A 13,258-nucleotide genomic window follows, 5' to 3' on the forward strand; every position below is an offset into this window, starting at 1 on the left:
GCAAGCCATGGAGGAGACGATGAGCACACAAGCAAGCAGCATCGAAGAACTGGTGCAGCAACTGGCCGCCAGGCTGACCGAAAAAGGCTGGATGCTGGCCACCGCCGAAAGCTGCACCGGCGGCATGATTGCCGCTGCCTGCACCGATCTCGCGGGCTCCAGCCAATGGTTCGAGCGTGGTTTCGTGACCTACTCCAACGAGGCCAAGACCGAGATGCTGGGCGTGCCCGCCGAGCTGATCGCCAAGCACGGCGCCGTCAGCGAAGAAGTCGTGCGCGCCATGGCCGAGGGCGCCATGCGTCACTCACGCGCCCAGGTCAGCATTGCCGTGACGGGGGTTGCCGGCCCGAGCGGAGGCTCTGCCGAAAAGCCTGTGGGAACGGTGTGGGTGGGGTGGAGCACCGCGGATACATCCCATGCTCAGAGACTTGCACTCCATGGCTCTCGCCAGAAAATCCGCGAGGTCACCACCTGTCTAGCTCTACAAGACTTGGCAAGACGGCTGATGCCCGGTCAGTAAACCAACTCCACATTGGTGTCACAATTGAGTTGAGCCCCGATATCTGTTTGCGCAAGGCTCAAACCCAAAAGGCTCAACAGCAAGTTCAGTATCAAGTCGAGCGCATACGTCAGTGGAGACAGAACTGCCGCCAGCAGCGTACCAAGTGGACCGAGCTGACTTTCCAGCGCAGTGAACAAGGCTCCCACCAAATTGGTTTGCACCATGCTCAACCAGACTGCAGGCTTATCCAGCCTAGGCGGCGGCGGACTATTGAACAGCAACTGTTGGGGCTGCGACAGCAAGGGTAGTGAGATCACGACTGGAATTTTGATCAACGAAAGCAGCAGAGTCGCCTCACCCTTCAGTGCAACGGTTCCCACTCCGGTCTGCCCAAGGACAGTCAAAGACTTTCCAGCACTGCTGCACTGGTAACCCGTGACACGGGCACCACCCTGGGCCAGCTTCACATCCAGGGAAAGATTCACCCCCACCAGCACCAAGTTCAGGCCCAATCCAACCACGAGGTCTATTTGGGATGTCTTGGCCTGGATGACATCTCTGTCAGGATCTCCAATCGCACTCTGCGCCGGCTCTATGACCTTGAGATTCACACCAGTATGAACCAGTCCCAGATCCAGATTGACGCCGACTTTCGCCGCACTTTTGCTATTGGCAAACTGGGCCAGTAAGGTGACCATGTCCAGCACGTTCAGGTCCGTACGCAATGCCTCCGTTCCCAGTCCCGTTCCCAGTTTCAAAACATCTGCCAATGCCAATTGGATCTGCCCGACTCCGGCGGCCAATACTTTCAAGGCCGTTATCGCCGCGGCATTTCCTTGCTGCGGCAAGACATCGGCCATGGCCAGCATGAAATTGCCGAGAGAGACTTTCGCGTTAACGACTTCATCGTAGCTGCCCACATTCAGTGAACCACGAATTTTCAACGCATCCAGAAATTTGAGCAGATTGATATCGGCACCCGCGATGCCCTTCCAACCAACGGCACCCAGCTTGATGCTGCCTCCCAGCATTCCTCCAATCACGGCGTCCAACAAATCCGACTTTGTGGTATCCAGATCTAGCAAGGTAGACCGCACAGAAAGTCGCGCGAGACGTGGTGCGCGAAAAGCCGTTGCAGAAGCCGTTACTTGTCGCCCCCCCGCATTCAAGTCCGATCCGAAGAGAAACAAGTAGGGGACCACTCTGGCCACTTGCACCTTGCAGGCATTCAACGGCCCCTGCCCTGCGACGAAATACTGCTCTGACGTCAATCCGGTTCTGACTTCCCAACGCCCCTCCGCAGTGCTCACCAATTCCGATGCAATGCCCCCGTTTCTTGGAATGCTATCTGCCGCCACCGACTGACATGCTCCGCTGCGAGGCGTGCCACTGGCCCCGGCCAGCGCCGCCAGATCCGCCATCTTCTGCAGCTCGCGCTTCTGCCAGAACACATTGCCGATATCGATGGTTGCCAGGCAGATCACGGCAATCATCAGCCATAGTGCTCCCAGCGTCGCCACCGAGCCCGACTGGCGACGCATGGGAGCAGGGGCCAGACCTTTGGCAAAAGACTGCATGCAGAGAGCCTCTGTTGACGGCTAGCGACTGCCGCTGGTTGTACTACCCACCTGCGTTTCAGAGCTCTCCGGAATCTTGTAGGTAAAACTCTCGAGATAGCGCTGATAGGTACGCTGGGCCACATCGCTTGTCACGGGATAGGCATTGCGCGATGCGTACTGGCCGCTGGCCTGCAATGCCAGCAGATAGCTGGTGGCGTCGCCCACCCGATTGCTTGCGGGCGGTGTCAGGGTGGCATTGCCGGGAGCCGGAGTCTGCGTCACTGCTGCCTGTGCAGGTGCTGCGGGCATCGCTGCCGCACTTCGGGGCGCACTCATATTGGTCACGCCCGTGCCGGAGCCGGTACTGCTGCCGGCCTGCGCCATGGCGACCGAGGCAGTTCCCAGTGCCATCAACGCCAGGGTGAATGCGCGCGCCCGTTGGGTGAATGCTGTCTGCGTATTCATGGGGACTCCTTGAAGGTTCAGGGCCAGGCACGCTCGGGCGCACTCTTCTTGGCAGAAGCTGCAGGCTTGCTGCCGGCATCTTCATCGGGTGTCTCGAAAAACAAGCCGCCCGCCGCCGCGCGCTGGGGCAGCATGGCTTGCACCGCCTGTTTGCCACCGGATTCAACGGCCTGGCGAACGGCGGCAGGATGTGCCGCAGCCATCACCACCGCAGCCTCCGGCATCGATCTTGTCGGGCGCACAGGCTGGCGCGCGATCACGGGCTGCACCACAGGCTCGGCTTGCGAAGCCGGTGCCGGCGGCGTCTGCTGCAGTTTTGCGGGCATCGCCTCGGTAAGCAGAGGCTGTGCAGGCTTGGGCGTCTCCTGCTTCGCGGACCGAGAAGCCGTCGCCACGGCCGCCCCCAGCGGCGGTGCCACTTTTGCTATTGATACAGGAGCTTGCTGCGCTTTATCTACGGCTAATTCAGGCAGCTTTGACTCTGAAATCATTTCCAATGGAGCGCTAGCCGCTACATCGACAGGAGCAGCTATTGCCTGCACAGGCACAGGCGGCGCATAGGCATAGGTCTGCGGAGCGGCCGGCACAAACTGGCTCGCCCCCTGACCGGGGTGACGCGGCCTTCCTGCATCAAAGCTGCCGCCAGAGACCATCCACTGACCACCGCTGGGCGCCCGCTCCACACTCCGCGCCACCAAGGGCTGAGTTTGGGGCAGCGGCAACGGAGCGGTACGAGATGGCACAGACTCCGCAGCCTTGACTACCGCTAACGGAGCCTTTGCTGCTTCAGGCTCCGGTACGGGCTTTTTTGCGGCGGGTACCTCCTGCACTGCAGCAGGCTCCGGCACTTCGGCGGATTTCCCGGAGCTGGCGACGGCCTCGGGGGCGGTCTTCACTTCCGGACGGGAGAGGTTGATGACCTTTCCGGTCGCAGCTGCGGCAGGCTTTGCTGCTGCCAGGCTTGCTGTCCTCAACCACTCTCCCGCCTGCTCCTTGACCAGTTGCTGGGTCTGTGCGTCCAGCTTGCGCTGGCGCATGAATTCTTCAGCCTGCGCGCTCTGGCCGCTGACCATCATGAACAGGCTCAGATTGACATTGGCCTGTGCATCCTCGGGGTTGAGCTGCGCCGCCTGCATCAGCGGAATGCGCGCTGCGTTCAGATCATGCGCACGCAGATAGGCATAGCCCAGATCGGTCAACAGGCGCGAATCCACAGGGTTGCTCATGCGCGCCTGCTCCATCTGCTGTGCGGCACTGCGAAAGTCGCCCTGCTCTGCTGCCACACGGCCCAGGCCGTAGCGTGCGGCCCCATCCTTGGCACTGCCCAGCAGGCCCTGGTAGATGGGGATGGCCGCACTGAGCTGCCCCACCTGACGCAAGGCATCGGCGCGCAGCAGCCGCGAATCGCTGGAAGCGCCCCATTGCTTGTCCAGTGCATCCAGGTGCGCGATGGAGGCATACCAGAGCGACTTGGACTGCATCTGCTTGACCAGAGAGAGGTAGGTATCCTGCGTGTCGACCACCGCCTCCTTCTCCAGCGGCCTGTCTGCCGCAGCCTTGGCCGCGGGCGACAGCACGGGCTGGCTCTGCCCCAGCAGATTGCCCATGCTGGAGCAGCCCGACAGCATGGCCATCGTAGCAACCGCCAAAGGCAATATCATGTATTGCTTGTTGTTTCTCATATTGTCATCCCTCCCAATGCCCGGATCACGGCCAGGAATCCCGGTCCGGCTGTAATGATGATCAGGGCCGGCAGCAGCGTCACGACCATGACGCCTGTCATCTTGACTGAGATCTTTCCTATCATCTCCTTCATCTTGGCCTTGCGCTGCTCACGCAGCCGCTCGCCAAAAATGCGCAGCGGCTCCTGCACGGCTCCGCCGTATCTGTCAATCTGAATCATCAGTGATGTCAGATTGGCCAGGTTCTCGTTCTGATAGATCTCGCTCATGCGCCCAAAGGAGCGCTCGCGTGTGCTGCCCCGGCTGTACTGCTGGCTGGCCAGCTGTATTTCCTTCGCGAGTACGGGCATGACATTGCCGAAGTCAGAGCCAATGACCTGCAGGGTCTGATCCAGACTCATGCCCGTGCCTTGCAGCAAGCCCAGCAAATCGACGAGCAAGGGCAGCTCGCGGGCAACGCTGGCCCTGCGGCGGCGAGCCACGCTGCGCAACACCCATTTGGGAAGCAAAAAGCCGATGGTGAAGGCGGCAAACAAATAAAGCAGAAATTGCTTGCTGCCCGAAAAAACAAAGAACGCAAGCAGCGCGAACATGATGGAAACCACGCAGCGCGCTATCAGATATTGCAGCTGCGCACGAGTCGATCTCCAGCCGCATTTGCTCAGCAAAATGCGGTCTTCCTGCGCAACCAATGCCTTGCCAAACGAGGTATTGAGCCAGTGTGCAGGCAGCTCGCCATCGCCATTGAGCGAACGCAGCAGATCTGCGGGCCTGGAAGGCACTGTCGCCGCATTCGCCGCAGCAGCACCGCTGCGGCTCAGTGCATCCTGGACCACCCGGCTGCTGCGCTCTCGGCGCTGATGCGCATAGGCAATCACAGCAGCACCGATCAACGCAGCCACAGCAAGCAGCGCAATGCTCAGCATCAGCAAAACACGGGATGTCTCCATCAGTCGGCCCCCTCGTCGAGCTTGGCCATGCGGTAGAGCAGCAGCACACCAAAGACCTGCAACGCAGCCGCAACCCAGATGATGTTGCGGCCACTGGCGTCATTCCACATATTCAGAAAATAGCCAGCGTTGACTGCAATGATCAGACAGCACACCGCTACCGGCAGCAGACTCAGAACCCAGGCCGACATGCGCGTTTCTGCCGTCATGGCAGACAAGTCCTGCTCGGCCTGTTCGCGGTCACGCATGAAGTGGGCCACACGCTCCAGCAGCAGATCGACCCGACCGCCATAGCGCACACTGATGCGCAAGATGGCTGCCAGCAAATGCAGCTCGTCCAACCTAGTCTGCCTGGCCACATGAGCCACCGCATTCTCCAGATCCATGCCTGCACGGGCCAGACTGGCGGCTTTTTCCATGACCGACTGCAAAGGGTCTTTGGTGGTTGCCGCTGCCATCTGGAAGGCAGCCTGAACGGAGTTGCCAATCGTCACCAAGCGCACCGTGTTATCAAGAAAGCCAGGCAGTTGCTGCGTGAGCCTAGCGCGGTACTTAAGCGCACGCGCATAGAGCAGAAAGAAGAAGCCAATCCCCAGCACCACCAGCACTGCGCCACCGGCGAGCCAGCCAGCGCCAAAGGCTATGGCCAGAAACGCCGCGACAATCAATGCCAGACCACCATAGAAAAGCCGGGCGCTGGCCGTACCCAGCAAAATCGCGGGAACCGGCCAGCCTGCCTTCTTCTCTTTGCCCAGCAGCGCATCTGCCACAGAGTTATCAAAAGCGGATGCCGCTGCATCCTTGGCGGTAAATCCGGCCGCTGCCGCCGCACTTTTTTCCAAGCTCTGCTCCAGATGCCTGGTCATACGGTGCGTCTTCTGCTGCCGCCCGACAAGCATCCACAGCGCCATGGCGGCTGCAGCGATCAGCAGCGCCAGACTCATGAGTAAGAATGCATGGCTAGCCATGACGCAGCCCCGCAAGGTTGCCACCATTATTTCCCGCATGCTGCAGCACCGCGCGATAGCGCGCCAGCTTGGGCGTATGCGGCACCATGCCCAGCGTGGTCCACCGCTCCAGATCCTCACCGTCGGGTTGCGGCAGCAACTCGTGCCGATAGAGCTCCTGGGTGGCAATCACGCTATCGATGATGCCCGTGACTTCGGTGATCGATGTGATGCGCCGCTTGCCATTGGGCAGGCGGCTTATCTGCACGATGAAATCGAGTGCATTGGCAATCTGGCGGCGCAGGCTGACCTCGCTGCCCTGAAAGCCCGCAAAGCCCGCAAGCATCTCCATGCGGTGCAGACACTCCCGAGGAGAGCTGGCGTGAATCGTGGCCATGGAGCCGTCGTGACCGGTATTCATGGCCTGTAGCATCTCCAGCACTTCCGCGCCGCGCACCTCGCCCACCACAATGCGATCCGGGCGCATGCGCAAGCTGTTGCGCAGTAGGTCCCGAATGGAGACCACTCCCGCCCCCTCAAAGCCGCCAGGACGGCTTTCCATGCGCACCACATGCGGATGAGGCAGCGTCAGCTCGGCCGTATCTTCAATCGTCACCACCCGCTCATTGCCGGGGATGAAGCCCGCAATCGCATTGAGCATGGAGGTCTTGCCGCAGCTGGTGCCGCCGCTGATGAGAATATTGCAGCGCTCACGCACCGCCAGCTCCAGCAGGCGCGCCATGCCTTCGTCCATGGTGCCGAAATCGACCAGATCCTGAACCCGCAGCGGATCATTGCGAAACTTGCGTATCGAAACCGCCGGCCCGTCCAGCGACAGCGGCTCTATCACCACATTGATACGGCCGCCGTCCGGCAAGCGCGCATCGACCATGGGCGTGGATTCATCAAGGCGCCGGCCCAGCGGGGAGATGATGCGGCGCACGATGCGCAGCACATGGGCGTTGTCGGTGAAGTGCAGCGCCTCCTGCTGCAAAATGCCCTTTCGCGAGACAAAGACACGCTGATAGCCGTTGATCAGAATGTCCTCAACCTCTGGGTCAGCCATCAGGTCATCCAGCGGCCCCAGCCCCGACAGCTCCTTGTTCAGGGCCTGCGCAATCCATTGCACTTCCTCGTCGTTGACGGGAAAGCGCTGCTGGCGCACAAACTGCTCCAGCTCCTGGTGCACAAACTGGCGCACACGGCTGGCGGACCATTTGGCAAACACCGCACCCAGTTCCTCCACACGCGTGAGCAAATGCTCGTGTGCGACGTTCTTGATCAGCAGCAGCTGCTTGGAGTCCGAAAAATGACTGCTTTTTTCGGCGAAAACAATGTCCATGCTCATTCGCCTCTCCTCAATCGCTTGGCCCATTGACCCAGAACGCCCGCCACTGGTACCGCCACAGCCTTGTCAGCCATCATTGCTTCACCCTGCAATACACGTACCATGCTTCTGATGCAGGTTACATAGGGATCGCCGCGCTGCGCTTGCGACAACAGCTGACCGCAGCTGGCAGCACTGAGCAAAGCCGTGGACCGGTCCGGAATCACGTGCAGCAGCTCCAGGCCAAGGCGCTGCGCGACCTCTTTGGCGGGCAGGCCGGCTTGGGGATTGAAGCGGTTGAGAACCAGCTTGAGGGTGCTGCGCTCCACACCCTTGGCGTCCAGCTCCTTGAGCAGCTGTGCGGTGGACACTATGCCGCCCAAAGACTGATCGCAGACCACCCATCCCTGACCGCTTTCGCGAAGCAAAGGCGCCAGAAAATCCGCCTGCACCATGCCGCCCATATCGATCACCTGCACCCCAAGCAGGCTCTTGAGCGTGCTGACCACGCCCGCTGCAGCTGCGGGGCTGACATCGCGCAGCATGCCCAGATCGGATGGCCAGGCCAGGGTCACCGTGCCCGTGGAGTGCTTGGCAAACGCCGAGTTGATCAGCGTCGCATCCAGACGGCGCGTGTTCTGAACCGCATCCACAAAGTTGAAGTCACCCGCGATGCCCAGATACAGCAAACCATCGCGCGCTGGCAAACCCAGATCCAGCAAAGCTGCATTCGCAGCCTCCTCCTGCGGTAACTGGCTAGCGCCGAAGGGCCGAACTGGCTGCTTTTTGTTTTTGACGCTGCCCACGCCATGGCCATGCATTTCCTGAAACATCGCGGCCAGATGCACCGCCAGCGTGGTTACTCCCATACCGACACGGGCCCCCAACAAAGGCAGGGCAAAACCTTTGGTCTCTGGCGCAAGTGCCACTGCGGCAGGCTGCAGATTGCGTGCATGCAGCTGATGCCTGATGGCCGCATTGGCCTCGGCTTCGGTCGCATCCCAGTCAATGAATTCAGCCACGCCACAGCGCAGGGCCGCACGCATGGAAGCGGGCTCGGCAGCAGAGCCGGATCCCATGATCACCACCCCGGGGAAACTGGCGCGCAGGTCGCTGACCAGGGCGATGGCAGCCTCCGTCATGGGAGCCGAGAAATCCACCACCACCACGCCAAGCCCTGGCGCCGAAATCGCAGCGTGAAGCGTTGCCAGATCGCCCGCCACCGGTATCACTTCCGCATCGCTGCCCAAAGCACTCGCCAGCCAGAAAGCGTGTGACGAAGACTGCGTCACCAGCACCACGCGTGCATTGCCACGCACAGCCCCTGGCTGCGTGGTATTGAGCTGGGATGAGTCCATGCGCATATTCATGTCTCGACTCTGGCACTCAGCGCGAGAAGCCCGGCGCCACGCTGGACGAGAGACCACCCGCCACCCATGGACCCCACACCGCAGGATCACGCTGCTCGGTGCGCCCGGGCAGCAACGGCTCCACATTCACATCGCGGGCCAGCGGTTTGACAAGGCGCGGCGTCACCACAATCGCCAGCTCGCTCTCCTTTTGCTGAAACTCCTGACGCTTGAACAGCACGCCCAGAATCGGGATATCGCCCAGCAAAGGAACTTTGTCGGTGCCTGATGTGGTGTTGCGGCTGACCAGGCCGCCAATCACAAAGCTTTCGCCGTCGCCAAGCTCCACCGTGGTATCTGCACGACGCGTGGTAATCGAGGGGACGGTCGCACTGTTCAGGACAATGGTGTTGGCGTAGTCCAGTTCACTGGCTTCCGGCGCCACCTTGAGCACGATGCGATCGTTGGACAACACCGTAGGGGAGACCGTCAAGCCAATGCCGTAGGGCTTGTACTGAATGGCCACCATGCCCGTGCCCGCAGGCACGGGAACCGGCACTTCTCCGCCCGACAGAAAGTTGGCGCTTTGGCCGGACAAGGCCACCAGGGTCGGAGCCGCCAGCACCCGCGCCAGATTATTGCCTTCGAGCATGCCGATATTGACACCGATTCCGGCCTTGTCGAATTGCATCAGCAAGTTGAAGGCCTGAGTCAAGGGATTGGCGGTTGCGCCCGTCGTGGAACTCCCCCCGCTGATGCCATAAGAACCACGTCCAAAAATGCCAAAGCTGAAGCCCGAGCTATTGGGGGACGTGCTGAATAGATTGAGGCCGACCTTTTTCATCTGGGTCTTGTTGAACTCGACCACCTTGACATCGACCTGCACCACATTGCTCTTGAGCTGGACGCTGGAGAGATCGACGGTCTTGGCCTTGTCGGCGGACTGCGCGTTCGCCAGCTCACCGGCAAACTGCTGCTCTATCAGGCTGGAGGCCTTGGCCGTGCGCAGTTCCACGCGTTGCTGCACATTGAGCATATAGCTCTGCGCCTGCGCTTCACCGCGTGGCCAGACCATGAACGATGTGTTGCCGGGCTTGAGCGGGCTCAGCAAGATCTTGGCAGCAGCCCCCTTGCCCGCACGCTTGATATGCACAGCGGCGATCGTGTCGTCGCCGATGGCAATGCGCTCCACACCGCCGGGCAGGTCCAGCTCATGCTGCGCGCCCATCACGAGCTTGATTTCTCTGGCTGCTGTCGCTTGCTGCGCTCTGCTTTCGCCTGCATTGGGCACTTGCTGCGCAAGGGCCGGGACAGTGACGGCACCCAAGGATAGGCCGCAAAGCAGATACAGCGGCTTCATTGACGGGGTGCGGGGCGAGATCCAAAAGGTCTTGTTATTCATAGCTCAGTACCGCACGGTTTGGGAGTTGGCTCCACGCACGAATTCAACGGGCAGGGAAGAATCTGCAGATGCGGTGCGCGTGCGCGGCACGGCAGGCTTGGCGACACCAGCGGTCATGGGCCTGGCCGCAGTCGTGCGCGCTGCCGAAGTGCCTGCGGAGCCGGCCAGGCTGCTCATGGCCACACCGGCCTGCGCTGCGTCAGCACCTTCCAACGGAGCGGCAACAGATCCCTTGGTCATGGCGACGGCCAATACTCCAGGCAGCGGAGCAAACTTCTCCCTATCCGGCTCGGTCATATCCGTGGGGTTGCGCAGTGCCAGCAGCAGGCTGCCATTGGAGCCGCCCAGCAGCAACTGACTGACCTCGGCCACCGGCACGGCAAGCACAGCAGTGCGCGCGCTGTCGGAGCCATTGGCCTGCTTGCCATCGACTTTGTCCGTCGAGGTCAGCGCCTCCACCGATGCCGCGCCATAGGCCAGCACACGCTTGCGCGAAAGCAGCAAACGCGCCTGGCTCTGATCGATTTCATTGGCATCGCGGCGCAGCGCAAAGAACACATCAACAAAGTCGCCGGGCTTGATGCGATTGCCGGCGCCGATGCTTTCATCGACCTTGACCGCGACTGCACGCTCACCCTCCGACAACTTGAGCGCCAGTCCGGTCACCATTTGCCCTTGCAGTACGGGGGCGCCCTTGGGTATGTCCACCGCAGGTACGGAGCCAACAGCTGCCTGAATGTCGCTGTAGGCGCCATCGGGTAGGGCCGGCAACTGCGAGATCTGCAGATCCTCGACCTTGAGCGCCTGCCCCGCTGGAATGGCCTGCGCTGCCATCACCACACTCACATTGGCACTGGACTTGACGTCGCTGGATGAGTTTTGAGCCTGAGGGTCTGATGCTGGCGGTGTTTTGGCGAGCATCCACCCATAAATGCCCAGAGCCAATGCCACCGCCAGCAGAACCCCAACCGCGATCTTTGCGACATTCACCATAACCACCCCTCTTATTACCCTGCATCGTTGACAGAGCTTTTCAATTCATCAATCCAGCAAACTTACTTGAGCCACTGCACCGCCCCTCAATATGTCTGGAGTCGGCAAGCTCAGCACAGGCCCCAACAACTTTGGAATCAAAGGTGAAGCTGCATAGTTGTAGTTAATACGAACATTGATGCAGGAAATTCCAGCCCCCACTGAGCCCCCCACGCAATCTCCTGATGAGACATAGATACCGGCCGCATCACCCGTCGGGCTGTCAATGCACGAGGTTCCCCCCAAGCCGGTACCCATGTTTCTCAACCATTCCAAAGCACCATTGGTCATTGCACAGGCGGCGCTCTTACGCGCACTGATTAAGGAGGTGTTGGCTGGAACCTGAGCCGGATATCGCACTGCGGCTCTGGCACCTTCTGCGGCAGCCAACGTCAATGTCTGCTGAGCAGTAAAAATCAGTCCATAAGTAACTATGGCATAGAAAATCAAGAAAAAAATAGGAAAGAGGAGTGCAAATTCAATTGCCACTGCACCTTTTTGATTTCTCAAGTACATACCCCTCCTTTCTGCTTACGCTATTTGATCATCACCAACACGATGACTGTTGCCAGCGACAGATAAGTCACATAGGGGATAAACCGCTTTCCCCTATCAGTTGAACCGTCCTCCAACTTTATTGCAGGGAAAAATAAATATCTCAGATCACTTCGAACAATCAGCCCATGAGCCAGTGCAAACGCACAACTCAAAGCCCAGCTCAAAAACAGCAACTCCCAGCCGACCCAAGCCCCCAGAGCCGCAGAAAATTTCACATCTCCCGCCCCCATGAGGCCCATAAAATAAAATAATAGGAAAAATAAAAATATTGAAACCGAAGAAATCAAACCATTGAGCCAACTTACCCCAAATGGTTGATTTTCATGGTCAAAAACAAAAATGAAAATTGATGTTATCAAACCACAGAAAACCAACCAGTTGGGAACCATCCTATGTCTGAAATCGAAGATCCCAGAAGCAACCAAGAACAATATAAAAAGATATCCCCACATTGCTTTATGCAATGGTGATTCCCTTCAGTTTTGTTCCAATGCGTCCGAAAAAGTCTGACAATTCCTTGCCCAGATTAGTCAACGCCAACGCCAATCCAACAGCAATCAGGCCAGCAATCAGCGCATACTCAATCGCAGTTGCACCTTCTTCATCACGCCAGAATTTGATGATTTGGTCTTTCATGACTAGCTCCTTCAACAATCAGGTTTGTAGATCGCTGTGGCTGTTTTCGACCACCGCGGAGTCCATCTTACGAAGCAAGAAACATCTTGAAATATTTGAAATAGCTATCAACAAATATGCAGCATAGCTCTCAGCAATTTCAACCGTCAGGTAAGCAAGCACTCCCGCACCAAAAAATCCAATAAAAACAATCACTTCACAGGATTAAAGAGATCATCTGTAATTTTTCCGACGAATCCCTCACGTGTGGCTTCCGGTTCAATCTACGCAATCTTCATTCATTTCCTACAGGCTATTGGATATCATCCTACATTTAATAATCGGGTTAACCCTTGTTCTTAAATGAAAAAACAAAAAGGCCTGTATTTAACAGGCCTTTTTGAAACAAAAGAGATCGCTCAATACAGCGACTCGGGAATCACTGCAGAGCTTTTATCAGTTTGAGAGCGATGTCCTGCAACGGCGGCTGCAGTTTTCTATAGCAGTCGAGCAAGCGCTGTTCATCATTTGGAAGAGACAGGGTTTCGGAATGCAGACCGGCCATCAACTCCAGTGCCGTGGTCTGCAGGGCGATAGCCAGTCTTGCCAGGGTATCGTTCTTGAGAGTGCGAATGGCTCCCGACTCGATCTGCGAAATGGCGGATGCAGTGACATCCGCCATCTGCGCCAGCCGACCCTGACTCAAACCCAGCGCCTGTCGCCGGGCGCGTATGCGCTCACCTAAATGCGTCATCTATCCCACTAACTCACACTACACGCCAATGGCTGCGCAAATATCACGCAGCCTTTATGTTTGAGCCACAACCGAGACGCTTTATAGAAAGCCTCTGCATCGCAGCAGCGAAACCC

14 protein-coding genes are annotated in these 13,258 nt (G+C 58.8%); 1 reads left to right on the forward strand and 13 read right to left on the reverse strand.

Annotated elements, in window-relative coordinates:
• Nucleotides 1–19: 19 nt before the first annotated feature.
• Entirely contained in the window at nt 20–520 is a 501-nt protein-coding gene (locus tag FSY59_RS14935; RefSeq protein WP_148729222.1) for a CinA family protein, read from the forward strand.
• Here FSY59_RS14935 and FSY59_RS14940 read toward each other — a convergent pair.
• The 13 genes from FSY59_RS14940 to FSY59_RS15000 form a co-directional block, all read right to left on the reverse strand.
• The gene (locus tag FSY59_RS14940; protein WP_050872507.1) at nt 514–2,079 is read right to left on the reverse strand and encodes a pilus assembly protein TadG-related protein; all 1,566 of its coding nucleotides are present in this window, start codon (nt 2,077–2,079) and stop codon (nt 514–516) included. The genes FSY59_RS14935 and FSY59_RS14940 overlap by 7 nt on opposite strands.
• 21 nt (nt 2,080–2,100) lie before the next feature.
• Entirely contained in the window at nt 2,101–2,526 is a 426-nt protein-coding gene (locus FSY59_RS14945) for a DUF3613 domain-containing protein (protein WP_050872505.1), read from the reverse strand.
• A gap of 17 nt (nt 2,527–2,543) precedes the next feature.
• Complete coding sequence (locus FSY59_RS14950) at nt 2,544–4,208, reverse strand: tetratricopeptide repeat protein (RefSeq protein ID WP_148729223.1); 1,665 nt, start codon at nt 4,206–4,208, stop codon at nt 2,544–2,546.
• Complete coding sequence (locus FSY59_RS14955; protein ID WP_148729224.1) at nt 4,205–5,158, reverse strand: type II secretion system F family protein; 954 nt, start codon at nt 5,156–5,158, stop codon at nt 4,205–4,207. Before FSY59_RS14955 ends, FSY59_RS14950 begins: the two co-directional genes overlap by 4 nt.
• Complete coding sequence (locus FSY59_RS14960; RefSeq protein ID WP_255439476.1) at nt 5,158–6,102, reverse strand: type II secretion system F family protein; 945 nt, start codon at nt 6,100–6,102, stop codon at nt 5,158–5,160. The genes FSY59_RS14955 and FSY59_RS14960 overlap by 1 nt, the downstream gene beginning before the upstream one ends.
• A 16-nt stretch (nt 6,103–6,118) precedes the next feature.
• Nucleotides 6,119–7,453, reverse strand: coding sequence for a CpaF family protein (locus FSY59_RS14965; protein ID WP_034373907.1), 1,335 nt, complete (start codon nt 7,451–7,453; stop codon nt 6,119–6,121).
• Nucleotides 7,450–8,790 carry a histidine kinase gene (locus FSY59_RS14970; protein ID WP_255439477.1) on the reverse strand — a complete coding sequence of 447 codons (1,341 nt, stop codon included), beginning with the start codon at nt 8,788–8,790 and terminating at the stop codon, nt 7,450–7,452. The genes FSY59_RS14965 and FSY59_RS14970 overlap by 4 nt, the downstream gene beginning before the upstream one ends.
• Nucleotides 8,791–8,818: 28 nt before the next feature.
• The gene (locus FSY59_RS14975; protein WP_148729226.1) at nt 8,819–10,183 is read right to left on the reverse strand and encodes a type II and III secretion system protein family protein; all 1,365 of its coding nucleotides are present in this window, start codon (nt 10,181–10,183) and stop codon (nt 8,819–8,821) included.
• Nucleotides 10,184–10,186: 3 nt separating this feature from the next.
• The gene (gene cpaB, locus FSY59_RS14980) at nt 10,187–11,176 is read right to left on the reverse strand and encodes a Flp pilus assembly protein CpaB (protein WP_148729227.1); all 990 of its coding nucleotides are present in this window, start codon (nt 11,174–11,176) and stop codon (nt 10,187–10,189) included.
• Between the two features lie 48 nt (nt 11,177–11,224).
• A complete protein-coding gene (locus FSY59_RS14985) occupies nt 11,225–11,731 on the reverse strand; it encodes a TadE/TadG family type IV pilus assembly protein (RefSeq protein ID WP_080990225.1) in 507 nt (168 codons plus the stop codon).
• 20 nt (nt 11,732–11,751) lie between these two features.
• Nucleotides 11,752–12,225: a prepilin peptidase gene (locus tag FSY59_RS14990; protein ID WP_050872491.1), complete on the reverse strand. Its 474-nt coding sequence runs from the start codon at nt 12,223–12,225 to the stop codon at nt 11,752–11,754.
• A 4-nt stretch (nt 12,226–12,229) separates the two neighbouring features.
• Nucleotides 12,230–12,409, reverse strand: a complete 180-nt coding sequence (locus tag FSY59_RS14995) for a Flp family type IVb pilin (RefSeq protein WP_034373917.1) — start codon at nt 12,407–12,409, stop codon at nt 12,230–12,232.
• Nucleotides 12,410–12,827: 418 nt separating this feature from the next.
• Nucleotides 12,828–13,142: a helix-turn-helix domain-containing protein gene (locus tag FSY59_RS15000; protein WP_003060697.1), complete on the reverse strand. Its 315-nt coding sequence runs from the start codon at nt 13,140–13,142 to the stop codon at nt 12,828–12,830.
• Between the last annotated feature and the right edge of the window lie 116 nt (nt 13,143–13,258).

The sequence above is a fragment of the Comamonas sp. Z3 genome, from assembly GCF_008121565.1.
Taxonomy (GTDB): domain Bacteria; phylum Pseudomonadota; class Gammaproteobacteria; order Burkholderiales; family Burkholderiaceae_C; genus Comamonas; species Comamonas brasiliensis.